The sequence below is a fragment of the Streptomyces sp. NPDC002742 genome (assembly GCF_042888885.1).
Lineage (GTDB): Bacteria > Actinomycetota > Actinomycetes > Streptomycetales > Streptomycetaceae > Streptomyces.
On the sequence record NZ_JBIAQF010000003.1, the window covers coordinates 491,988 to 515,212 of the forward strand.

Annotated in this window: 17 protein-coding genes; 13 read left to right on the top strand and 4 right to left on the bottom strand. The window is 71.0% G+C overall.

All coding sequences use genetic code 11. The features are described from left to right. The first annotated feature begins 19 nt into the window (after nucleotides 1–19). The 4 genes from rodA (at nucleotide 20) to ACFYW8_RS07445 (ending at nucleotide 6,721) form a co-directional block, all read left to right on the top strand. Nucleotides 20–1,216 (top strand): rod shape-determining protein RodA, encoded by a 1,197-nt coding sequence (rodA, locus tag ACFYW8_RS07430; protein ID WP_389068760.1) that lies wholly within the window; start codon nucleotides 20–22, stop codon nucleotides 1,214–1,216. Between the two features lie 140 nt (nucleotides 1,217–1,356). Then, nucleotides 1,357–2,868 carry a CHAD domain-containing protein gene (locus ACFYW8_RS07435; protein WP_389068763.1) on the top strand — a complete coding sequence of 504 codons (1,512 nt, stop codon included), beginning with the start codon at nucleotides 1,357–1,359 and terminating at the stop codon, nucleotides 2,866–2,868. 235 nt (nucleotides 2,869–3,103) lie between these two features. Next, a complete protein-coding gene (locus ACFYW8_RS07440) occupies nucleotides 3,104–5,074 on the top strand; it encodes a TIGR03960 family B12-binding radical SAM protein (protein WP_389068764.1) in 1,971 nt (656 codons plus the stop codon). 381 nt (nucleotides 5,075–5,455) lie between these two features. After that, complete coding sequence (locus ACFYW8_RS07445; RefSeq protein WP_389068767.1) at nucleotides 5,456–6,721, top strand: sensor histidine kinase; 1,266 nt, start codon at nucleotides 5,456–5,458, stop codon at nucleotides 6,719–6,721. 5 nt (nucleotides 6,722–6,726) lie between these two features. Here the strand turns inward: ACFYW8_RS07445 and ACFYW8_RS07450 are convergent, their stop codons facing one another. Next, complete coding sequence (locus ACFYW8_RS07450) at nucleotides 6,727–7,914, bottom strand: MFS transporter (RefSeq protein WP_389068769.1); 1,188 nt, start codon at nucleotides 7,912–7,914, stop codon at nucleotides 6,727–6,729. 264 nt (nucleotides 7,915–8,178) lie between these two features. After that, a complete protein-coding gene (locus ACFYW8_RS07455) occupies nucleotides 8,179–8,649 on the bottom strand; it encodes a VOC family protein (protein ID WP_389068772.1) in 471 nt (156 codons plus the stop codon). A gap of 699 nt (nucleotides 8,650–9,348) precedes the next feature. Between ACFYW8_RS07455 and ACFYW8_RS07460 the strand changes: the two genes are divergently transcribed. Then, nucleotides 9,349–10,341, top strand: a complete 993-nt coding sequence (locus ACFYW8_RS07460; RefSeq protein ID WP_389068774.1) for a phospholipase D-like domain-containing protein — start codon at nucleotides 9,349–9,351, stop codon at nucleotides 10,339–10,341. Nucleotides 10,342–10,834: 493 nt separating this feature from the next. Continuing rightward, nucleotides 10,835–11,269: a barstar family protein gene (locus tag ACFYW8_RS07465; protein WP_365880411.1), complete on the top strand. Its 435-nt coding sequence runs from the start codon at nucleotides 10,835–10,837 to the stop codon at nucleotides 11,267–11,269. Between the two features lie 131 nt (nucleotides 11,270–11,400). Here ACFYW8_RS07465 and ACFYW8_RS07470 read toward each other — a convergent pair whose 3' ends face one another. Further along, nucleotides 11,401–12,174 (bottom strand): hypothetical protein, encoded by a 774-nt coding sequence (locus ACFYW8_RS07470; RefSeq protein WP_389068778.1) that lies wholly within the window; start codon nucleotides 12,172–12,174, stop codon nucleotides 11,401–11,403. Between the two features lie 261 nt (nucleotides 12,175–12,435). On the opposite strand from ACFYW8_RS07470, the gene ACFYW8_RS07475 reads away from it, so the two are divergent. The 7 genes from ACFYW8_RS07475 to obgE all read left to right on the top strand — a co-directional run bounded on the left by ACFYW8_RS07475 (nucleotide 12,436) and on the right by obgE (nucleotide 22,482). Next, the gene (locus tag ACFYW8_RS07475; protein ID WP_365880415.1) at nucleotides 12,436–13,578 is read left to right on the top strand and encodes a glycosyltransferase; all 1,143 of its coding nucleotides are present in this window, start codon (nucleotides 12,436–12,438) and stop codon (nucleotides 13,576–13,578) included. A gap of 89 nt (nucleotides 13,579–13,667) precedes the next feature. Then, nucleotides 13,668–14,852 (top strand): hypothetical protein, encoded by a 1,185-nt coding sequence (locus tag ACFYW8_RS07480; protein WP_389068781.1) that lies wholly within the window; start codon nucleotides 13,668–13,670, stop codon nucleotides 14,850–14,852. Nucleotides 14,853–14,900: 48 nt separating this feature from the next. Further along, entirely contained in the window at nucleotides 14,901–15,689 is a 789-nt protein-coding gene (locus ACFYW8_RS07485; RefSeq protein WP_389068783.1) for a TIGR03936 family radical SAM-associated protein, read from the top strand. Between the two features lie 260 nt (nucleotides 15,690–15,949). Then, nucleotides 15,950–19,996, top strand: a complete 4,047-nt coding sequence (locus ACFYW8_RS07490) for an Rne/Rng family ribonuclease (protein WP_389068785.1) — start codon at nucleotides 15,950–15,952, stop codon at nucleotides 19,994–19,996. 266 nt (nucleotides 19,997–20,262) lie between these two features. Next, complete coding sequence (gene rplU / locus ACFYW8_RS07495; protein WP_164320786.1) at nucleotides 20,263–20,583, top strand: 50S ribosomal protein L21; 321 nt, start codon at nucleotides 20,263–20,265, stop codon at nucleotides 20,581–20,583. Between the two features lie 16 nt (nucleotides 20,584–20,599). Continuing rightward, nucleotides 20,600–20,854, top strand: a complete 255-nt coding sequence (rpmA, locus tag ACFYW8_RS07500) for a 50S ribosomal protein L27 (protein ID WP_037618784.1) — start codon at nucleotides 20,600–20,602, stop codon at nucleotides 20,852–20,854. A gap of 191 nt (nucleotides 20,855–21,045) precedes the next feature. Then, entirely contained in the window at nucleotides 21,046–22,482 is a 1,437-nt protein-coding gene (gene obgE / locus ACFYW8_RS07505; RefSeq protein ID WP_389068790.1) for a GTPase ObgE, read from the top strand. Between the two features lie 233 nt (nucleotides 22,483–22,715). Here obgE and ACFYW8_RS07510 read toward each other — a convergent pair. Beyond that, the coding region (locus ACFYW8_RS07510) for a UTP--glucose-1-phosphate uridylyltransferase (RefSeq protein ID WP_389068792.1) at nucleotides 22,716–23,225 on the bottom strand (510 nt) is incomplete at its 5' end.

The following is a 23,225-nucleotide window of genomic DNA, read 5'->3' on the forward strand; positions in this document are numbered from 1 at the left end:
AGGTGCTGAGGATCCTGACATGACCGGAGCCAACAACTTCTCCGTCTCCGGGTACGGACCCGAGCGCGCGGGCTGGACACGTCTGTTCGCCCGCGACTCGCTCGCCCGCCGGCTCGACTGGCCGATACTGCTGTCGGCCGTCGCGCTCTCGCTGATCGGCTCGGCCCTCGTCTACTCGGCGACCCGCAACCGCACCGAGATCAACCAGGGCGACCCGTACTACTTCCTCATCCGCCATCTGATGAACACCGGCATCGGCATCGGCCTGATGATCGGCACGATCTGGCTCGGCCACCGCACCCTGCGCACGGCCGTGCCGATCCTGTACGGGTTCTCGGTCTTCATGATCCTGCTCGTGCTGACCCCGCTCGGCGCGACGATCAACGGCCAGCGCAACTGGCTCGTCGCGGGCGGCCTGTCGCTCCAGCCCGCCGAGTTCATCAAGATCACGATCATCCTGGGCATGGCGATGCTGCTGGCCACGCGGGTGGACGCGGGCGACAAGCCGTACCCCGACCACCGCACGGTGGTACAGGCGCTGGGCCTCGCCGCCGTCCCGATGATGATCGTGCTGCTCATGCCCGACCTCGGCACGATCATGGTCGCGGTCGTCATCGTGCTCGGTGTGCTGCTCTCCTCCGGCGCCTCCAACCGCTGGGTGTTCGGCCTCATCGGCGCGGGCGCCCTCGGCGCGGTCGCCGCCTGGCGGCTGCACGTCCTCGACGAGTACCAGATCAACCGCTTCGCGGCCTTCGCCAACCCGGATCTCGACCCGGCCGGCGTCGGTTACAACACCAACCAGGCCCGCATCGCCATCGGCTCCGGCGGCCTCTTCGGCACCGGCCTCGGCCACGGCTCGCAGACGACCGGCCAGTTCGTGCCCGAGCAGCAGACGGACTTCGTCTTCACCGTCGCCGGCGAGGAACTGGGCTTCGTGGGCGCGGGCCTCATCCTGCTGCTCCTCGGCGTGGTCCTGTGGCGTGCCTGCCGCATCGCCCGCGAGACGACCGAGCTCTACGGCACGATCGTCGCCGCCGGGATCATCGCCTGGTTCGCCTTCCAGGCCTTCGAGAACATCGGCATGACCCTCGGGATCATGCCGGTCGCCGGTCTGCCCCTACCGTTCGTGTCCTATGGAGGATCCTCCATGTTCGCGGTCTGGGTCGCGATCGGTCTCTTGCAGTCGATCAGAGTGCAACGCCCGATGTCGGCCTAGCCTGCCCGAGACACCGAAGGCCGGGTGCCGCCTCACGGAACATGAGGTGACACCCGGCCCAACGGCAAAAGACATCCTCTGGCCGAGCCGGGGCCGATTGGGTACTGCCCAGGGCATGCAAACGCGTCTAGATTCAGTTCATGGCGGACACGAAGCGCGAGATCGAGCGTAAGTACGAAGGTGCCGCGGCCGAGGGCGGCACCGAACTGCCGGACCTGAGCGGCGTCCCCGGAGTCGCGGGCGTAGTCGACAAGGGCGTCGCCGAACTCGACGCGACCTACTACGACACGCCCGACCAGCGCCTCGCCGCCGCCTCCCTCACCCTGCGCCGCCGCACCGGTGGCGCCGACGCGGGCTGGCATCTCAAGCTCCCCGTCTCCGAGGGCGTACGCGACGAGATCCAGGCCCCCCTCTCCGACACCGTGCCCCGCGCACTGTCCGGACTCGTCCGCTCCCGGGTGCGCGACGCCGAGCTCGTCCCCCTCGTACGCCTGCGGTCGGCCCGCGACATCCGCCACCTCGTCGACGGCTCCGGCGCCCTGCTCGCCGAGGTCAGCCTCGACCGGGTCCGCGCGGAACGGCTCGGCGGAGGCAAGGGCACCGCCGCGTGGACCGAGATCGAGGTGGAACTCGCGGACGACGGCGACCCCGCCTTCCTCGACAAGGTCGAGAAGAAGCTCCGCAAAGCCGGACTGAGCCGCTCCGCCTCCTCCTCCAAACTGGCGAAGGCGCTGGGCGAGACCGGGAAGCGCGCCAAGAAGCCCGCCCCCGAGAAGGAGCCGGTCACCGCGGGCGACCACGTCCTCGCCTACCTCCGCGCCCAGTACGACGCCATGGTCGAGCTCGATCCGGCCGTCCGCCGCGACGTCCACGACTCCGTGCACAGCATGCGCGTCGCCACCCGCCGGATGCGCAGCACCTTCCGCTCGTACGGGAAGATCCTCGACCGCGCCGTCACCGACCCGATCGGCGACGAACTGAAATGGCTGGCCGGTGAGCTCGGCGTCGACCGCGACCAGGAAGTCCTCACCGAACGGCTCACCGAGGCCCTCGGCCGGCTGCCCCGCACCCTGCTCTCCGGACCTGTCCGCACCCGGCTGCGCACCTGGGCGCACGCCCGCCACGGCGGCTCCCGGCGCCGCCTGATCGCCGTGCTGGACGGAAAGCGCTACATGGCGCTGCTGACCGCGCTCGACGCGCTCGTGGCCGACCCGCCGCTGCTCAAAGCGGCCGCGGGTGACCCCGCGAAGGTGATCGCGAAGGCCGTCCGCAAGGACTTCGGCAAGGTCGCCGACCTCGTCGTCCAGGCTCTCGACCGGCCGCCGGGCGCCGGCCGCGACCAGGCGATGCACGACGCCCGCAAGAAGGCCAAACGCACCCGTTACGCCGCCGAGGCCGCCGCCCCGGCCCTGGGCGGGCCGGCCGCAGGTCTGGTCAAGTCGATGAAGTCGCTGCAGACCCTGCTCGGCGACCACCAGGACAGCGTGATGACCCGCGGGGCCCTGCGGGAACTGTCGGCCCTGGCCCACGCGGCGGGGGAGAGCTCGTTCACCTACGGGGTGCTCTACGGCCGTGAGGAACAGCGCGCGGCGACGGCAGAGGCGGCGCTGCCGGAGGCCTGGGAGGCGATCGAGGGGCAGATGTCCGTCTGACCGTACGGCCGGAAGGCGGAGGCGGGAGGCGCATGGGGTGAGCGGGGGAAACGGGGGAGGCGGCGGAACCGGGGAGCGTCCGTCCCTCCGGTGGTGCCTCCCGGGCCCGGGAGGCGGCCGGGGCGGTGTCCGTCCGGTGGTGTCCGGGGGCGGATCACGTCCAGCGGTGCGGCGAGTCCCTCCGGCCGCGTTACGCTAGATGGTCACCCCCCATCAGCTCACGAAGGTTCGCGAGATGCCTGCCGAAACCGCCGTGTCGGTCTTCCCACAGCTCGAAGCTCTGCTCCCGCATGTGCAGAAGCCGATCCAGTACGTCGGCGGAGAGCTCAATTCCACGGTCAAGCCGTGGGACTCCTGTGACGTCCGCTGGGCACTTATGTACCCCGACGCCTACGAGGTCGGCCTGCCCAACCAGGGCGTCATGATCCTCTACGAGGTGCTGAACGAGCGCGAGGGCGTCCTCGCCGAGCGCACGTACAGCGTCTGGCCGGACCTCGAGGAGCTGATGCGCGAGCACCGGGTCCCGCAGTTCACGGTGGACAGCCACCGCCCGGTGAAGGCCTTCGACGTGTTCGGCCTGTCCTTCTCCACGGAGCTGGGCTACACGAACATGCTGACCGCCCTTGACCTGGCGGGCATCCCGCTGGAGTCCAAGGACCGCACGCTGGACGACCCGATCGTCCTGGCGGGCGGCCACGCGGCCTTCAACCCCGAGCCGATCGCCGACTTCATCGACGCGGCGGTCATCGGCGACGGCGAGCAGGCCGTGCTCGACATGACGGAGATCATCCGCGGCTGGAAGGCCGAGGGCCGCCCCGGAGGCCGCGAAGAGGTCCTCTTCCGCCTGGCGAAGACGGGCAACGTCTACATCCCGGCCTTCTACGACGTCGAGTACCTCCCCGACGGCCGGATCGCCCGCGTGGTCCCGAACAAGTCGGGCGTCCCGTGGCGCGTCTCCAAGCACACGGTGATGGACCTCGACGAGTGGCCCTACCCGAAGCAGCCCCTGGTGCCCCTCGCGGAGACCGTCCACGAGCGCATGTCGGTGGAGATCTTCCGCGGCTGCACCCGCGGTTGCCGCTTCTGCCAGGCGGGCATGATCACCCGCCCGGTGCGCGAGCGCTCCATCACGGGCATCGGCGAGATGGTGGAGAAGGGCCTCAAGGCGACGGGCTTCGAGGAGGTCGGCCTGCTCTCCCTGTCGTCCGCGGACCACTCGGAGATCGGCGACATCGCCAAGGGCCTGGCCGACCGGTACGAGGAGGACAAGATCGGCCTCTCCCTCCCCTCCACCCGTGTGGACGCCTTCAACGTCGACCTCGCCAACGAACTGACCCGCAACGGCCGGCGCTCGGGTCTGACCTTCGCCCCCGAGGGCGGCTCCGAGCGCATGCGCAAGGTCATCAACAAGATGGTCTCGGAAGAGGACCTCATCCGGACCGTCTCCACCGCCTACGGCAACGGCTGGCGTCAGGTGAAGCTGTACTTCATGTGCGGCCTGCCGACGGAGACGGACGACGACGTCATGCAGATCGCCGACATGGCGATGAACGTGATCGCCGAGGGCCGCAAGGTCTCCGGTCAGAACGACATCCGCTGCACGGTGTCCATCGGCGGGTTCGTTCCCAAGCCCCACACCCCGTTCCAGTGGGCACCGCAGCTCTCCGCCGAGGACACGGACGCCCGCCTCACGAAGCTCCGCGACAAGATCCGCGGCGACAAGAAGTACGGCCGCTCGATCGGCTTCCGCTACCACGACGGCAAGCCGGGCATCGTCGAGGGCCTGCTCTCCCGCGGCGACCGGCGCATCGGCTCCGTCATCCGCGCCGTCTACGAGGACGGCGGCCGCTTCGACGGCTGGCGCGAGCACTTCTCGTACGAGCGCTGGATGCGGTGCGCCGACAAGACCCTCCCCGACTTCGGCGTGGACGTCGACTGGTACACCACCCGCGAGCGCACCTACGAGGAGGTCCTGCCCTGGGACCACCTCGACTCGGGCCTCGACAAGGACTGGCTCTGGGAGGACTGGCAGGACTCCCTCGACGAAACCGAGGTCGAGGACTGCCGCTGGACGCCGTGCTTCGACTGCGGTGTGTGTCCCCAGATGGACACGGCCATACAAATCGGCCCGACCGGCAAGAAGTTGCTGCCTCTGACGGTCAAGAACGCGGGTCCGACGCCGGCATCGAGCGGTCACTCTCACTGACGTGAGCGGGGCACTCGATCGGGTGATTGAGGCGCTGGCGGGGGCTAGCGAGGACGAGGTGACGGCTGCACTGTCCGCGGCCGGCGTCTCGCTCCCTCGCCCGTCGGCGCCGTCAGCGCCCCTCCGGACGCCGCTGCCGGGCCCTGAGGCTTCGCTGCACATCGTTTCTGAGGTGGAGTGGGTCTGAGGGTTCGGATCGGCTTTTGCGTGACCTGTGAGCCCCCTTACCTGACCGGGAAGGGGGCTCACAGGCGTCCGACGGCGAGCAGTGGTCAAGGCATGGCTCCGGCGGGGCGCTCCGACTCCGGGATCGACGCCGTCAGGGCGCGCGATCATCCATGACAAGACGGCCGAGTTGAGATCAGTGTCCGCGATCGCCAGTTGGTCGGGGGTAACCGCTTCAACGCGCTCGTCGGCAAGACCGTCGAGCATGGACAGCACGTCGGACACGGCCAGGATCTGCCGGCCGGCCCGAACGGCAGTGTGCGTCAGGTCCTCGACACGGACGGCCGGGTGCTGCGCTCCAGCCCCGCCTTCCGCGATCAGCGACTGCTCACGCCGGCTGAACGGGTGGCTGCCGCGCACGGAGCCGTCGTCCGGCGTGACATAGGTGCCCTGCTGCCCATCACCGACGGCACCCTGCGCCTGCGGGCGGATCGGGTGACCGCCGACGGGCAGCGGCGCATCGTCATCGCGGCCGTCCAGCGAGGCCACCGTGACGAGGCGCTGCGCGAGCTCCTCGCCCAGCTCGCCTTCGCCTCGGGGCTCACGCTGCTGGCAGCCTCGTATGTCGGCTATCGCACCGCCCGAGCCGCCCTGCGTCCGGTCGAGCGCTACCGGGTGGGTGCCGCGGCCCTCGCCGACGGCGCCGACGCGTCACCGGGACTGCGGCTGGAAGTGCCGACCGACCGCGACGACGAGATCACCCGGCTCGGGCACACCCTCAACCGGATGCTCGACCGACTGGCCCCCTCGGCCGCCCGCGAACACCAGTTCATCGCGGACGCCAGCCATGAGCTGCGCACCCCGCTCACTCTCATGCGCGCCGAACTCGACGTCGCCCTGCACCGGCCGCGCACCGCCGAGGAGTTGACCGAGACCCTGCACGCCGTCGACGCCGAGGCGCGCCGCCTGGTCACCCTCGCCAATGTCCTCCTCGACCTCGAACAGCTCGGCAGCGGCGAACGCGTCCAACGCGTCCCGATCACCCTCGACCGCCTCCTCGACGACACCTGCGCGCAGTACCGGACGGCCGCGGAACGTGACGGTCGCACCCTGACCGTCACGTACGACCACACCACCGTGCGGGTCGACCCCCGCTGGCTGGAACCGGCCGTGGGCACCCTCCTCGACAACGCCCTGCGCCACGGCCGCGGCGCCATAGTGGTGTGCGTCGAGACGCACGACGGCCGTCTGTCCTTGTCGGTCTCCGACGAAGGACCTGGCTTCCCGCCGGACTTCCTGCCGCACGCCTTCGACCGCTTCAGCCGCGCCGAGGCGAGCCGCACCACGCCCGGCGCGGGCCTGGGCCTGGCGCTCGTGGCGGCGGTCGCGGCCTCACACGGCGGAACGGCCCACGCCGAGAACATCCCACCGCGAGCTACGGGAGCCACTGGAGCAGCGGTCACGCTCGACGTGCCCTGCTGAGCCGGTCAGCGGGAGGTACGCAGCCCGGCGGCACGGCGTACGAGAGCGGTCGCGGGTGCGAGAGCGAGGACCACGGCCAGAGTCGCGTAACCGTGGTCGAGGGTAGTGAGCGTGGCGACGGCTGCGACGAGCAACGGGCCGCCCGCGTCGCCGAGTTCGCGGCCGAGCTCGGCGGCACCCATGGTCTGGCCGAGCCGCTCGGCGGGAGTCGAGGCGGCCAGAGCCGCGAAGCCGAGGGGGGTGATCAGGCCGGTTCCGGTGCCGATCAGGGCCGCGCCGGACAGCACCCCCGGTACGCCCGGCAGGGTCGCGCAGCCCAAACCCGCGGCGGCGAGCAGCAGCCCGGCCATGATGCCATCGCGCGCGGTGAGGCGTCCGGCGTCCAGAGCGCGTCCGGCCCGGGGCTGGACGACAGCGGCACAGGCCGCGAGCACCGACACGGCCGCCCCGGTCGCGACCGTGCCGAGGCCGGCCGCCCGCCCCGAGACGGGCAGGAAGCCCACGCCGACGGACAGGGCGGCGGTCGCGGCGGCCAGCGCGGCGGTCGGACGCAGGAAATCCGGGTGTGTCAGTCGCCTGGCAAGGTCGAACACGGTCTGCCGGGCCTTCGCCAGCGGCGGCACCACCGGAACGGCGAGCGCCGCCCACACGGCGACCGCCGCGCCCAGCACCGCCAGGACCGTGAACAACAGCCGTAGCCCGCCGGCCCACACGAGCACTCCGCCGAGCAGCGGGCCGAGGGTGTAGCCGACGGACTTGTAGAAGCCGTAACTGCCGAAAGCCCTGCCTTGCTTCGCCGCAGGGTTGAGTCGGGAGACCAGCGCGGAGGCCGAGGGCGAGAAGGCGGACGCGGCGGCGCCCTGACCGAGGCGCGCCGCCCACAGCAATCCGGGGCTGTCCGCCAGCGCGTACACGGCGGAGGCGGCGGAGAACGCGATGAGCCCACCGAGCAGGACGGGACGGGCCCCGACACGGTCCGCGAGCGTGCCGAAGACCGGTTTGAGCAGCACCTCGGCGCCGTCGTACAGGGCGAGCAGCCCGCCGAGCGCCATCAGCGAGGTGACCGCGCCGCTCCCGTGGCCGCCGAGGTTCGCGGCGATGCCGTGGGCGCCGAACGCGGTGGTGAATCCGGCCGCGTACAACGGCCACATCTGCCGGGCCGGAGCCGCCCGGGGGTCGGGAGTGTCGGTCATGGACTCCGATCCGGTGTCTCGCGCGCGGGGCATGGAAGGGCTGCTCCGCACAGTCTTCGCGAGCGGTCGTGCACAACATGGACAGCCCTTGGCCTCGCTTGTCTCAGCCACTTCCGGTATGTCGTGTCGAGCATCCGGCGGGCAGTGCCCGAGAGCGGGTGTCCCGTGGACTTGCTCCGTTGGATTTCGTTCTCCCTGTCCAGCAGGTGCTCGCGGCGTGGCGGTCGGCCGCACGGCGACGGCGCACGTGCGGAACGCGGTGGCTCAGGCCGGGGTGTCGGTGTCCTGCGCGGAGGCCGCGAACGCCTCGGGGCCCTGCTCCGCCGCCGCCGGGTCCATCCACATGACCTGCCAGCCGTGGCCGTCGAGGTCGAAGAAGCTGCGCGAGTACATGAAGCCGTAGTCCTCGGCGTCATCCGCCTTGGAGCCGCCCGCCGCGAGCGCAGCGGCGCTGACCGTATCGACCTCGTCGCGGGACGACACGCTGAAGCAGTACAGCGCCAGCGTGTGCGTGGTGGGATCGGCCATCGGCAGTTTCGCGAACTCCGCGAACTTCTCGCGGCTGAGCAGCATGACGAAGGCGTGCTCGCCGACCATCATGCAGGCGGCGGTCTCGTCGGTGAACATCGGGTTGAAGCTGAACCCGAGCTTGGCGAAGAACGCCTTGCTGAGCTCGAGGTCCGCCACGGGCATGTTCACGAACAGCATGCGGCCGGGGTGTGCGGGAGTGGTCATGGTGGGTCTCCAGACGGTGGCTCGATGGCGTACGTCCTGGTAGACCGGCCCGCCCGGCGGAACTCATCGGTGGATCGGTCCGAGAGTCCGGTGTTCGGAAGCTGACGCCGGCTGTCGCGGAGCCGATGACCACGGCGCTCCACCGGCACAGAGGGGTTTTGAGTCAAGGCCGGATTGCCGACGGGGTTCCAACCGCGACCCAAGTGTGATCATGACCGGCGGTTCGGCGGCTCGAACCGGCCCGGCGGCTCGAACGGCGACGTACCGACGGCGGCAAGGGCGCGCCGACGGTGGCGGGTGCCGACGGTGGCAGGTGCCGACGTTGGCGGCACCTGGAATCCGCACCCGGGAGCCGCCGCCTGGAATCCGAACCCGGAGCCGCCGCCTGGAATCCGAACCCGGACCCGCCGCCTGGCATCCGCACCCGGACCCGCCGCCTGGCATCCGCACCCGGAGCCGGTGGCGGCACCCGGAACCCGCACCTCGCGTACTTCCCCGGGCTCGCTACGAAGATTTTGCGAACGCGCGGGAATTGCGTGAACCGCGTTCCATCTGCGCGAAGTCCCCTTTGCCCGTCCGCACGGCCGGCCGGTAACCGCGCGTTCACCCGCCTTCACTTCCTCGGCTGTCTACGCGCGTGGTGTCATGCACACGTCCACGATCCCCCCGGGTGGGCGTCAACTCGACTAGGAGTCACGCATGTTGTGGAAGGTCTTCGGCCGCGCCGGTGTCACGCTGGCAACGGGCGCCGCCGTGCTCGCCACCGCCGTCCCCGCGAACGCCGCGAGCTACACGGCGTTCGCCTTCTCGCGGAGCAGCAGCCAGCCCGCCATCTACGGCTTCATCAACTCGGCCACCACCTCACTCGACATGACCATGTACGAGCTGGAGGACACGACGGCCGTCAACGACCTCATAGCCCTGGAGAACAAGGGTGTAGCGGTACGGGTGATCCTGGACAGCGCGCACAAGTCCGCCGACCAGTCGGCGTACAACTCCCTGACGAGCGCGGGCGCGGGAGTGGTCTGGTCGTCGTCCACCTTCGTCTACACCCACCAGAAGACCATCACGGTGGACGGTGCGAAGTCGCTGATCCTCACCAGCAACCTCACCTCCCAGTACTACCCGACAGGCCGTGACTACGGCGTGTTCGACGACGACAGCCGCGACGTCGCCTCGATCGAGAAGGTCTTCAACGCGGACTACTCCGGAACCGCGGTCACCCCGACCGACGGCGACCATCTGCTCTGGTCTCCCACCGACTCCCGCAGCCGCCTGGTGTCCGTGATCAACAGTGCCACCAAGACCCTCGACGTCGAGGAACTGGAGTTCAGCGACAGCACGGTGGTGAACGCCATCGTGGCCAGGGCGAAGGCGGGCGTCACCGTACGGGTGGTCCTGGAGAGTCCCTCCAGCTATTCCAGCCAGGTGTCCGCGATCAAGGCGGCGGGCGGCACCGTCGTCGGGTACTCCGACCCCAACGGGTTCTACATCCACGCCAAGGCGATGGTCGCCGACTACGCCCTGTCCACCCAGGAGGTGGAGGCGGGTTCGATGAACATCAGCAGCAACTCGCTGAGCAACAACAGGGAACTGGGCCTCATCCTCACGGGCACCGGCGTGGCCCAGTCCGTCGCCACCACCATCGAGACCACCTTCGACAGCGACTACGCGGGCGGTACCACCGCCTAGCCGGAGCCTGTCCGGGAAGGCCCGCCGATAGATGATGCGGACCCAACCCGGCGGGGCGAGGGCGCGGTCGCGTGCCTCCGCGTTCCGGCCGGTCCGGCGGGTTCAACTCGTTCCGGACGTACGGTAAGTCGGATGCGCGAAGCGCCGACCGCCTTTAGTGTGGGCGTCGTTCAGGTGCGCAGGCTGCGGCTACTTCTCCTTGTACAGAGAACAACGCGGGTTCGAATCCCGTCGCCGGCCCCGGCCGGTGTCGTCCAGCGGCCCAGGACGTCACGTTGCCGCCGCCGACTCCGATCTCTGAACAACCAGACGCGAGCCGTCCACCACGAAAGATCCTGGTGGGCGGCTTCGTCATGCCCGACAAGGCGCTCGGCCCCGGCCGCTCCCTGTTCGTGGGCGGACGACCGGATCCCGATCGGGCCGTGTGTGGTGTACTCATCCGGCGATCATCACAAGACTGCGTGCGGGGGACTTGGTGAGTACCGAGGACGAGATGCTTGACGCTTGGGTGGACGTCGAGGAACGGCTGCCCTGGCTGCCGCTCGACCCCTATTTCGTGGGTGAGGAACGGCACGGCCTCCTGGTGGAGGAACTGGAACGGTCGGGCTTCTCGGTACTGGAGATCGACCTGGCGGCGGTGCGCGAGGAGCGACAGCTCAAAGCCGCGCTGGGCCGGGCGTTGGTCAAGCCGGACGACTACGCCGACAACTGGGACGCGCTGCGCGACCTGCTTCAGCAGCGCGGTGAGAGCAGTCCGTGGCTCATCGCCATGGTGTTCACGGGGGCCCACTCGTTCCTCCGCGCGGACGTGCACGGTTTCGTGCGGTCCGTGACGGTGCTGCACAGCCTGGCCGAGGAACTGTCGAACATCGACGAACCGTACGGCCAGCTGGAGCTGTTCTACGTGGGGGACTGGACCGGGGTCTGACCCGGCGGTCGTCCGTCGCGTGGGGTGTCCTAGAGGTCGGGTTCCGACCCGTCGGACACCCCTTCCGCGCGGCTGTGTCCGGCCGGTTCGGATACAGGCCGTACGGGGAACCGGTGGCGGGGAGCCGACGGTCAAACGCCGCCGTTGAGGGCGTCGAGCACCGGCTGCCGGGCGACCAGGATCCAGGGCTTGGGATGACCCGTACGGTCGGCGCAGTTCAGGGTCGCGGGGTGGGTGGTGGTGAACGCGACGCAGGCGGCTTCCCAGATCTGACCCGTGGTGGTGATGACGTCGAACTTGATGCGCTTCACCGTGGTGTTCCGGTTGTGCGCGTTGACGGAGACGTCGCAGGGCAGGCCGCCCGCGCCGCCCGCGGGATAGTCGGGACGGCCGCTGAGGTCGGTCCAGAGGAAGTTCTGCTTCTCGCCGGTCCGCTGGTCACGGATGCCCGCGTACGTCCTTCCGCCGCTCAGGGCGACACGGATCTCGAAGTCCTCCGATGCCTGATCGGCGTCGATGCCGACACAGGGGCCCGTCGGTCCTGTCGCGCCGACTTCGCCCTGAGGGCCGGTGGCTCCGGTGGGCCCCGGCTGTCCCTGAGGCCCGATGGGCCCGATGGGCCCGATCGCACCGGTGGCGCCTCTCGGGCCCCGCGGACCCCTGCACCCCGACCTGTCGTCGGCGGGCTCGCCCGGGAGGGCCCCGACCTCGCGGTGGCGCGGGCGGCACCGGTCGCCGCCCGCCGCGACCGAAGTGCGATCGGACCCGCCTTGGGTCGCCGGGATCGCGGGGCCGGCTACTCCCGACGCCGTCACCAGCGCCAGCGAGGCGACCACGCCGGCCCTCTTGAACCGGCTGCGGCCCGGCGGGCCCAGCAGGCGGGCGGTCCTGGACTCAGGATTCATGCGGGGGTGCTCCTTGAATCGATCGGTGGGGAATTCCCCGAAGCCGATCGCGAGCTTGACCCGCCGACCCCGGCCGGACCGTCGTATTCCATCGAAACGCGCCCTGTATATCATCAAATCAGCTCAATTACGGGCGACCTGATGGGTCAACACCCGCCATCGGTTCGAAGTCGGGGGCGCCTTCGGCCGATCGGGCGCTGTTCGGCCCCGCGGCCCGCGCCCTGCGATCCCGGGCGCCCCGCGTGTGCCACATTGGCCGCCGTGAAGCCGCAGACCATCTGCCTCTGCATGATCGTCAAGAACGAGGCGCGGATCATCGAACGCTGCCTCGGCTCGGTCCGCCACCTGATCGACACCTGGGTGATCTCCGACACCGGCTCGACGGACGGCACCCAGGACCTGATCCGCACGGCACTCGCCGGAATCCCGGGCGAACTCCAAGAGGACCCCTGGGTCGACTTCGGCCACAACCGCACCCGGAACATCCAGTACGCCCGCGGCAAGGCCGACTTCCTCCTCACCGTCGACGCCGACCACGTCCTGCGCCAGGACGCGCCGCTGCCCCGGCTGACGGCGACCTCGTACATGCTGCGCTACGACACCCCGGGCACCCAGCACCGCTTCAAGCACCTGATGCGGGGCGACAGGACCTGGTACTACGAGGGTGTCACCCACGAGTACCCGTGCACCGACGAGCCCGACGTCCAGGAGAACCTGGACGCGCTGGTGGTCGAGGACCACGCCGACGGCGGCTGCCGCACCGACAAGTTCGAGCGCGACGCCCGCCTGCTGCGCGGCGAACTGGAGCGCGACCCCGCCAACACCCGCACGGTCTTCTACCTCGCCAACACCGAACGCGACCTCGGCCACGCCGAAGAGGCGATCGCGCTGTACGAACGGCGTGCGGCCATGGGCGGCTGGCCGGAGGAGGTCTACTGCTCGCTGCTGGAGGCCGGTCTCCTCAAGGCGGAGAGGGCCGGGGACTGGCCGGGGGCGATGGACGCGTTCTCCCGCGCCTGGGAAGCGCGTCCGGAGCGGCTCGAAGCCTGCTACGAACTGGCATCCCGGCTGCGGGTCCAGGGCCGCCACCACACCGCGCACGCCCTGCTCGGCGCGGCCCTGGACCGGCCCGAACCCGACGACCTGCTCTTCACCAGGAACTGGGTGTACCGCTGGGGTCTGCTCTTCGAGTACTCGATCACCGCTTACTGGGTGGGCGACCACGCAGGCTCGGTACAGGCCTGCGACCGGCTGCTGGCCCTGCCCGACCTGCCCGAGGCCATCCGGCGCCAGACCGGCATCAACCGTGAGTTCTCGGTCCAGCGCCTCGCCACCGTTCCGCCGCCGGCCTCCGTGCCCAGCGGGCCGGAGGCGTCCCGGGCGGGCAGGGCCGCCAAGAGGTAGCGGGGCTGCGACTGTGTGACGGGCGGCTGTCGTGCCAATGGGTGCTGATGTGTCGCATCCATTGGCACGGCCGTTGCGTCTACGCAGGTATGGATCTGGAAAAGCCGCCCCTCGGCGGGCCCGGAACGCAGCCCGCGGGATGCCTTGCCGTCGCGATCCGCATTCCGGTGCGGATCGTGGTGCTCGTCCTCGTCGTGCCGGTACGGATGGCGTGGGACGCGCTCGTCGTCGGCGGAAGGTTTCTTCGGGACACCATGCTGAGGCCGCTGGGGCGGGGGCTCGGATGGGTGGCACGCGCGCTGTTCGTGTGGCCCTGGGTGGCGCTGTGGCGGTACGTCGTCCTGCCGGTCGGCAGGGCACTGGCATGGCTCGGGGAAGTGCTGCTCGTCGTGCCCGCGGTGTGGCTGTACCGCACGGTCCTGACTCCGCTCGGTCACGCCGTCGCCTGGCTGGTCCGGGGGATCGGCGCCGGGATCGCCCTGCTGTTCAGGGGACTCGCGGCCGTGGTCATCGGGACGGCCGCCGGTGTCGTGACCGTGCTCGACTGGGTCTACGTGCGGCTGTTCACGCCCTTCGGACGATCCGCCGGCCGGTTGCTCAAGGGTGTCGGCCGGGTCCTCGCGGCCATCGGGGCCGGGGCGTACACCGCCGTCGCCTGGCTGGTCCGGTACCTGCTCGTCGTCCCGGCCCTGTGGCTCTACGCCCGGGTCCTCACGCCCGTCGGCAAGGCGACTGCCCTGCTGGCCGGAGGGCTCGCATGGATCGTACGGATGATCTTCGTGGGCATCGGTGCCGCGCTCTACCGGACGGCGCGCGTCCTGCTGGTGCTGCCCGCCCTCGCGGTGTGGCGCTGGGTCCTCGTGCCGGTCGGGCGGATTCTCGCCGTCGTCGCCAGGGAGATCGGCGAGGCACTCGGGCACGCGTGGCGGGTCGCCGGGTACATCTCGCTCGCCGTCGGACGGTTCCTCGCGCGCCTCTTCCGGTGGACCTTCGTGGAACCGGCGCGCTGGGCCTACCGGACCGTGCTGACACCGGTCGGGCACGCCGTGCGCGACCTGGTGCTGGAGCCCGCGGCCGAGGTGGCGCGCGGCGTCCGGCAGGCGGCACGGCAGGCCCTGGACGCCGCCAGGGACAGCGCCCGGCAGGCCCGCGCCGACTTCCGGCGGATGGTCTTCGGGGCGCCCCGGGAACCGGAGCCGGTCGCCCTACGGGAACCAGCGGCCGGTGAGACACGTACTCTAGGTAGCAGTACGACCGCACTCATGAAGGACTGAGCGACACTGGGCAAGCGACAGCCCGAAGGCCCGCCGCCCGCACCCGCGGTGCAGCGCATCCGACTGCGCTACACCAAGCGCGGCCGCCTCCGGTTCACCAGCCACCGTGACTTCCAGCGCGCCTTCGAGCGTGCCCTGCGCCGTGCCGCCGTACCCATGGCGTACTCGGCGGGGTTCACACCGCATCCGAAGGTGTCGTACGCCAATGCCGCACCCACCGGCACGGGCAGCGAGGCGGAGTACCTGGAGATCGCGCTCACGGACCGGCGCGACCCCGAGAAGCTGCGCGCGCTCCTCGACGAGTCGATGCCCCATGGTCTCGACATCATCGAGGCGGTCGAGGCCCGCGTCTCGGGTCTCGCCGAGCGGCTCACCGCTTCCGTGTGGGAGCTGCGCCTCGACGGCGTGGACCCGGCGGACGCGGAGCGCGCGGTGGAGGCCTTCAACGCGGCCGAGACCGTCGAGGTCCGCCGCAAGACCAAGAACGGCATGCGGACGTTCGACGCCCGCGGTGCCGTGGCAAGCCTTGAGACGACTGATGAGACGCACAGTCCACAGGCTGATAGGCCGACCGACCAGGCCTGTGCGATACTGCGGCTGGTTGTTCGGCACGTGACGCCTGCCGTTCGACCCGACGACGTCCTGTCCGGTCTTCGCGCCGTGGCCGACCTGGCGCCGCCGGTCGCCGCAGCGGTGACCAGGCTGGCGCAGGGGCTGTTCGATGAAGAGACCGGCACGGTGACCGACCCGCTCGCGCCCGACCGCGAGGCAGTAGCAGCCGCCCCAGCAGATCACGCGGGGGCCGCCGAAACTGCCGCCGCGAAGGCGTCGGCGTAAGGAAGGTCCCGCGTAAGGCAGTTGTCGTAGCGCCGCCCTCGTATCCGGGAGCCACCTGGGTCGGGCAGCGCACCGACCAGAAGACTTTCGCCAGGCCGTACGCACACATGGCGTACGGAACCGGCGAGACAGGACACAGAGAGCTCCCGTGCGGCGCCCGCGCCCCGGACGGCGGCACCGCGCATCGCGCGAGCCGCGGACGTCACCGGCACTGCCGGACCAGGCGCGGCGCCCGGGAGCCTGACGGGAGATCCACCCGCATGCTCGAGCCGACCGAACCCACCGAGGGTTCCGACACCAACAACACTCCCAGCGACACCCTGCCGCCGCGGCGCCGCCGCCGTGCGGCGTCGCGCCCCGCCGGTCCGCCGGTCGCCGCCTCCGAGGCCGCGGCCGCGGCCGAGGCCACCGCGCCGGCCATACCGGCCGTGGCGTCCGCCGACCTCATGGCGGAGGAAGCCCCCGCGCGGGCCGCGACCTCTGTGAACGACGAGGTCGAGGAGACGGACGAGGCCGACGAGGCTGTCGAGACGGCCGCGGTCCAAGAGACCGAGGAGACCCCGGCCCCGGCCGAGGCCGCCGTCAGCACCGAGACCGACGACGCCGCACCGCGCCGTACACGTCGCCGTGCCACCCGCCGTGTCTCCACCCCCGCCGGCGCGCCCGCGGCGGCGGGGACCGCCGAGACCGTGGTGCCCGCCGCCGCGGCCGCCGAGCCCGGGGAATCGCCCGTCGAGGAGGCCCCGGTCGAGGAGACCGCCCCCGCCGGCCGGACCCGCCGTCGCGCCACCCGCCGTGTCTCCGCGCCCACCGGCGCGCCCGCCACGGCCGAGCCCGCCGAGGTCGTGACGACCGCCGCCGAGCCGGTGGCCGCCCCCGCCACCGCGGAGGCCGAGGCGCCCGTCGCCGAGCCCGCCACCGAAGAGGCCGCCCCGCGTCGTACCACCCGTCGTCGCGCCACCCGGCGTGTCTCCGCCCCCGCCGGTGCGCCCGAGGGCGACACCGCCGACGAGCGTGTGGAGGCGCCCGTGAGCAGCGAGAACAAGTCCGAGGAGGCCCTGCGGCCGGAGGCCGTCGAGGCTGACGCCGCGCGGTCCGAGGACAGCGGCGAAGGCGGCCCGCGCCGCACCCGCCGCCGCGCCACCCGTAAGGCCGCGGTCGGTTTCTCGGCGCCCGCGCCGAAGGCGACCGAGGAGTCCTCGCGGCGCCCCGGCCGTCCCGCCGTCGCCGTGTTCCAGGCGCCGGTGTTCACCGAGCCGATGTTCCAGACGCCCGAGCGGGCCGCCGCCGCGGCTGCCGCCGAGGCCGCCGAGGAAGCCGCCGAGTCCGTCGAGGCCGCCGAGCCGGCCGAGGTCGTCCAGGAGCCGGCCCTCGGACGCCGGCGCCGCCGTCGCCGGGCCGTCGAGGACGAACCGGTGACCGTGGCCGAGGAGCCCCAGGAGACTGAGGAGCCCCAGGAGACCGAGGAATCCGCCGAGGACGCGGAGGACGCCGAAGAGGCCGAGGACGCCGTCGAGGGTGACGAGGGCGAGGAGGAGTCCGCGGGCTCCCGTCGCCGCCGTCGTCGCGGTGGCCGCCGTCGTCGTCGTGGCGAGTCCGCCGAGTCGGACAGCGAGGCCGGCGAGGACGACTACGCCGCCGAGCAGGCCGAACAGGACGCCGAGGACACCGCCGAGCAGGCCGAGGAGGACGCCGAGGAGGCCGACGAGCGCGAGGAGCCGGGCGGCTCCAGCAGCTCCCGTCGCCGTCGCCGTCGCCGTCGTCGCGCCGGTGACTCCGGCGGCGAGGCCGAGCAGCCCAGCGAGAACGACCCCGAGCGCACCGTCGTCAAGGTCCGTGAGCCGCGCGGCAGGCGCGAGGAGCAGCAGCCCTCGGACGAGGTGCAGTCCATCAAGGGCTCGACCCGTCTCGAGGCGAAGAAGCAGCGCCGTCGTGAGGGGCGCGAGCAGGGCCGTCGCCGTGTTCCGATCATCACGGAGGCCGAGTTCCTGGCCCGCCGTGAGGCCGTCGAGCGCGTGATGGTCGTCCGCCAGAGCGGCGAGCGCACCCAGATCGGCGTCCTCGAGGACAACGTGCTCGTCGAGCACTACGTCAACAAGGAGCAGGCGACCTCGTACGTCGGCAACGTCTACCTGGGCAAGGTCCAGAACGTGCTGCCGTCGATGGAGGCGGCCTTCATCGACATCGGCAAGGGCCGCAACGCGGTCCTCTACGCCGGTGAGGTCAACTTCGAGGCGCTCGGCATGGCCAACGGGCCGCGCCGTATCGAGTCCGCCCTCAAGTCCGGCCAGTCGGTCCTCGTGCAGGTCACCAAGGACCCGATCGGCCACAAGGGCGCGCGTCTGACCAGCCAGGTCTCCCTGCCGGGCCGCTACCTCGTGTACGTGCCCGAGGGCTCGATGACCGGCATCAGCCGCAAGCTGCCCGACACCGAGCGCGCGCGTCTGAAGACCATCCTCAAGAAGATCGTCCCCGAGGACGCGGGCGTCATCGTGCGCACCGCCGCCGAGGGCGCGAGCGAGGACGAGCTGCGCCGCGACGTCGAGCGTCTGCAGTCGCAGTGGGAGGACATCCAGAAGAAGGCGAAGAGCGGCAACGCCCCGACCCTGCTCTACGGCGAGCCGGACATGACCGTCCGCGTCGTCCGCGACATCTTCAACGAGGACTTCTCCAAGGTCATCGTCAGCGGCGACGAGGCGTGGGAGACCATCCACGGCTACGTCTCGCACGTGGCGCCCGATCTGACCGACCGGCTGTCGAGGTGGACCTCCGAGGTCGACGTCTTCGCCACGTACCGGATCGACGAGCAGCTGATGAAGGCGCTGGACCGCAAGGTCTGGCTGCCCAGCGGCGGTTCGCTGGTGATCGACAAGACCGAGGCCATGATCGTGGTCGACGTCAACACCGGAAAGTTCACCGGCCAGGGCGGCAACCTGGAGGAGACCGTCACCAGGAACAACCTGGAGGCGGCCGAGGAGATCGTGCGCCAGCTGCGGCTGCGCGACCTGGGCGGCATCGTCGTCATCGACTTCATCGACATGGTCCTGGAGTCCAACCGCGACCTGGTGCTGCGGCGCCTGCTCGAATGCCTGGGCCGCGACCGTACGAAGCACCAGGTGGCCGAGGTGACCTCGCTGGGCCTCGTGCAGATGACCCGCAAGCGGGTCGGCCAGGGCCTGCTGGAGTCCTTCTCCGAGACCTGCGTCCACTGCAACGGCCGCGGTGTCATCGTGCACATGGAGCAGCCGACGTCCATCGGTGGCGGCGGCAAGCGCAAGAAGCGCGGCCGTGGCGGCGCCGACCAGCTCCACGACCACGACCACGACCACGAGCTCACGCACGAGAGCGCCGAGGAGCCGGAGACGGTCGAGACCGAGGCCGAGCTGGCCGCCGAGGTCGCCGCGCCCGTCGCGCTCGCCGAGACCGAGTTCCAGCCTGACGAGGAGTTCTACGGCAGCGCCGCCGAGGCGGAGGCCGCGGCCACCCGTGGCCGCTCGCGGCGTCGGACCCCCCGGCGCGCGTCCGCCCCGGCGGGTGCGCCGAAGGCCGAGGAGCGCACCCCCCGGAGCAGGCGCGAGGAGCGGGCCGAGCGCGCCGCCGCCCGGTCCCGTGAGGCCGCCGAGGCCGAGCCGTTCGCGGCCGAGGACCCGGTCGTCGAGGCTCCGGCCGTCGAGCAGCCGGTGATCGAGCCGGTCGTCGAGGTTCAGGCCGAGACCGCCCAGGCTCCCGTGGCCGCCGTGGCGGAGGCCGAGGCCGCTCCCCAGGGCCGTACGCGTCGTCGTGCGACCCGCAAGGTGTCGGCGCCGGCCGGTTCGCCCAGGGCGGCCGAGGAGGCCGCGGTGACGATCACGGAATCGGCTCCGGTGCCCGTCGCCGAGGCCGAGCCGACGCCCGAGCCGGTCGCCGAGGCCCCCGCCGAGAGCGCCGCGCCGGCCCGTCCGCGCCGCCGTGCCGTGCGCAAGGCCACCGCGCCGACCGCGTCCGAGGAGGCGGCCGTCACGGTCGTCCCGACGGCCGCCGCGGAGCCGGTCTCCGTGCCCGAGGCCGCCGAGCCGGAGTCCGTCGAGGCCGAGGCCGACGCCGAGGCCCCGGCCGCCAAGAAGACGGCCGCCCGCAAGACGGCCAAGAAGGTGACGGCGAAGAAGGCCGCCACCAAGAAGACCGTGGCGGCCAAGAAGACGGTCGCCAAGAAGGCCACGGCCAAGAAGGCGACCGCGAAGAAGACGGCCGCCAAGTCCACGGCGAAGAAGACCGCGGCGGCTGAGCAGACGCTCTCCACCGTCACGGCGTCCACCGACGAGGACTGAGCCTCCACCCGACGTCCCGGGCCCGCGCATCCGCCGGGCCCGGGACGTCGCGTGACCGGTGGCACACCCGCGGGGCCCGGCCTGGTTTGACCCTTTCGGCCGTGGCCCCGTAACCTTGACCGTCGGCGTGTCCCCTGACGCGCCGCACCCCCGTAAACCTTTTCCTCCTGGTGTCGCGAGCTTCGTGCTCAGCGTTCCGGGAGAGGCCGCTCGCGCGAGTCGGCGGCTGGACTGCGGGGTCCGTTCCGAGCGAAAGAGAGATCCGCGTGTACGCCATCGTGCGCAGCGGTGGTCGCCAGCACAAGGTTGCTGTCGGCGACATCGTTGAGGTTGACAAGATTCCCACCGCCAAGGTTGGCGACACGGTCGAGCTCTCGACCCTGCTCGTTGTCGACGGCGAAGCCGTGACGAGCGACCCCTGGGTCCTCGCGGGCATCAAGGTCCAGGCCGAGATCGTGGACCACCACAAGGGTGTCAAGATCGACATCCTTCGCTACAAGAACAAGACCGGCTACCGCCGTCGTCAGGGCCACCGCCAGCAGTACACGGCGATCAAGGTCACTGAGATCCCCGCGGCTGCGAAGTAAGGGTAGGGACTGAGACATGGCACACAAGAAGGGCGCATCGTCCACTCGGAACGGTCGCGACTCCAATGCTCAGCGGCTCGGTGTGAAGCGCTTCGGCGGTCAGACCGTCAACGCCGGTGAGATCCTGGTCCGCCAGCGTGGCACCCACTTCCACCCCGGCGTCAGCGTCGGCCGTGGCAAGGACGACACGCTGTTCGCGCTGGCCGCCGGTGCGGTCGAGTTCGGCACGCACCGTGGTCGCAAGGTCGTGAACATCGTTCCGGTCGCCTGATCCAGTCCCGTCGAGGCTGATCCGGTTCCACGCGGACCGGATGCGGTGCCTCGGGGCCCAGGCTCCGTAGAACAGAGTTCTTCGCGAGGCGGACCTCACTTCCCCCACGGGAAGCGGGTCCGCCTTTCGCGTGTTACGTAAGAGACATTCCGTACGTACAAGAAGTAACTGAAGTGCTGGAGGCACCCCACATGACCACCTTCGTGGACCGCGTCGAGCTGCACGTCGCCGCGGGTAGCGGAGGTCACGGCTGTGCCTCCGTACACCGGGAGAAGTTCAAGCCGCTCGGCGGTCCGGACGGCGGCAACGGCGGCCGTGGCGGTGACGTGATGCTGGTCGTCGACCAGTCCGTCACCACGCTGCTCGACTATCACCACTCACCCCATCGCAAGGCCACCAGCGGCAAGCCCGGTGAGGGCGGCAACCGCTCCGGCAAGGACGGCCAGGACCTGATCCTGCCCGTGCCGGACGGCACGGTCGTGCTCGACAAGGCGGGCAACGTCCTCGCGGACCTCGTCGGCCAGGGCACCTCGTACGTCGCGGCCGAGGGCGGCCGCGGCGGCCTCGGCAACGCGGCGCTGTCCTCGGCCCGCCGCAAGGCGCCCGGTTTCGCGCTGCTCGGTGTGCCCGGTGGCCTCCAGGACATCGTCCTGGAGCTGAAGACCGTCGCGGACGTCGCCCTGGTGGGTTACCCGAGCGCCGGCAAGTCCTCGCTCATCTCGGTCCTGTCCGCCGCCAAGCCGAAGATCGCGGACTACCCGTTCACGACCCTCGTCCCGAACCTTGGCGTGGTGACCGCCGGCGAGACCGTCTACACCATCGCGGACGTGCCCGGTCTCATCCCCGGCGCCAGCCAGGGCAAGGGTCTCGGCCTGGAGTTCCTGCGCCACGTGGAGCGGTGCAGCGTGCTCGTCCACATCCTGGACACGGCCACCCTCGAATCCGAGCGCGACCCGATCTCCGACCTCGACATCATCGAGGAGGAGCTGAAGCAGTACGGCGGCCTGGACAACCGGCCGCGCATGGTCGTCCTCAACAAGATCGACGTGCCGGACGGCAAGGACCTCGCGGAAATGGTCCGTCCTGACCTGGAAAGCCGCGGCTACCGCGTCTTCGAGGTGTCCGCGGTCGCCCACATGGGTCTGAAGGAACTGTCCTTCGCGCTCGCCGAGATGGTCTCCGCCGCCCGCGCCGCGAAGCCCAAGGAGGAGGCGACCCGTATCGTCATCCGCCCGAAGGCGGTCGACGACGCCGGCTTCACCGTGGTGCAGGAGGAGGACGGCCTCTTCCGCGTGCGCGGCGAGAAGCCCGAACGCTGGGTCCGCCAGACCGACTTCAACAACGACGAGGCCGTCGGCTACCTCGCCGACCGCCTCAACCGTCTCGGTGTCGAGGCGCAGCTGATGAAGGTGGGTGCCCGCTCGGGCGACGGCGTGGCCATCGGCCCCGAGGAGAACGCGGTCGTCTTCGACTGGGAGCCGACGGTCATGGCCGGTGCGGAGATGCTCGGCCGCCGTGGCGAGGACCACCGCCTCGATGAGCCTCGCCCCGCCGCCCAGCGCCGCCGCGACAAGCAGGCGGAGCGGGACGAGTCGGAGAAGGAGTACGACGACTTCGAGCCGTTCTAGGGCGCCCACGGCCGACGGCGGCCGCGGCGGGCCGGTCTCCCGGGTCCACGGACTCCGGAGACCGGCCGCCACCGCAGGGTGTACCTACGCAGAGACGGACCGGCCAGGAATGGCCGGTCCGTCTCTGCGTACGCGTGCGGGACCGTGAAGGCCGCAGGGGGTGTGCCACGCGGCACGCGTGCTGTCGGTGCGTCAGGACACGTGTGCCGTACGGGCGTTGGGGGCGGCCGCGGTCAGGCGTTGCCGGGGATCTCTTCGGCTACGTAACTGCGGAGCCAGGTCCGGAAGTCCGGGCCCAGGTCTTCACGTTCGCATGCGAGTCTGACAATGGCACGCAGGTAGTCGCCGCGGTCGCCGGTGTCATAGCGGCGGCCCTTGAAGACGACGCCGTGCACGGGGCCGCCGACCTTCTCGTCCTGGGCGAGCTGCTGGAGGGCGTCGGTGAGCTGGATCTCGCCGCCGCGGCCCGGCTCGGTCTTGCGCAGTATGTCGAAGACGTGCGGGTCGAGGACGTAGCGGCCGATGATGGCGTAGTTGCTGGGCGCGTCGGCCGGGTCGGGCTTCTCGACCAGTCCGGTCACCTTGACCAGGTCGCCCTCGTCGGTGGTCTCGACGGCGGCGCATCCGTAGAGGTGGATCTGCTCGGGCGCGACCTCCATGAGCGCGATGACGCTGCCGCCGTGCTGCTCCTGGACCTCGACCATGCGGGCGAGCAGGGGGTCGCGGGGGTCGATCAGGTCGTC

What these genes read in the sequence shown, in the direction of transcription:
- obgE (WP_389068790.1), top strand. Translation starts at nt 21,046, where the DNA reads ATGACCACCTTCGTGGACCGCGTCGAGCTGCACGTCGCCGCGGGTAGC.
- ACFYW8_RS07455 (WP_389068772.1), bottom strand. Translation starts at nt 8,649, where the DNA reads ATGACCACTCCCGCACACCCCGGCCGCATGCTGTTCGTGAACATGCCC.
- ACFYW8_RS07460 (WP_389068774.1), top strand. Translation starts at nt 9,349, where the DNA reads ATGTTGTGGAAGGTCTTCGGCCGCGCCGGTGTCACGCTGGCAACGGGC.
- ACFYW8_RS07490 (WP_389068785.1), top strand. Translation starts at nt 15,950, where the DNA reads ATGCTCGAGCCGACCGAACCCACCGAGGGTTCCGACACCAACAACACT.
- ACFYW8_RS07435 (WP_389068763.1), top strand. Translation starts at nt 1,357, where the DNA reads ATGGCGGACACGAAGCGCGAGATCGAGCGTAAGTACGAAGGTGCCGCG.
- rodA (WP_389068760.1), top strand. Translation starts at nt 20, where the DNA reads ATGACCGGAGCCAACAACTTCTCCGTCTCCGGGTACGGACCCGAGCGC.
- rpmA (WP_037618784.1), top strand. Translation starts at nt 20,600, where the DNA reads ATGGCACACAAGAAGGGCGCATCGTCCACTCGGAACGGTCGCGACTCC.
- ACFYW8_RS07450 (WP_389068769.1), bottom strand. Translation starts at nt 7,914, where the DNA reads ATGACCGACACTCCCGACCCCCGGGCGGCTCCGGCCCGGCAGATGTGG.
- ACFYW8_RS07480 (WP_389068781.1), top strand. Translation starts at nt 13,668, where the DNA reads ATGGATCTGGAAAAGCCGCCCCTCGGCGGGCCCGGAACGCAGCCCGCG.
- ACFYW8_RS07465 (WP_365880411.1), top strand. Translation starts at nt 10,835, where the DNA reads ATGCTTGACGCTTGGGTGGACGTCGAGGAACGGCTGCCCTGGCTGCCG.
- ACFYW8_RS07470 (WP_389068778.1), bottom strand. Translation starts at nt 12,174, where the DNA reads ATGAATCCTGAGTCCAGGACCGCCCGCCTGCTGGGCCCGCCGGGCCGC.
- ACFYW8_RS07440 (WP_389068764.1), top strand. Translation starts at nt 3,104, where the DNA reads ATGCCTGCCGAAACCGCCGTGTCGGTCTTCCCACAGCTCGAAGCTCTG.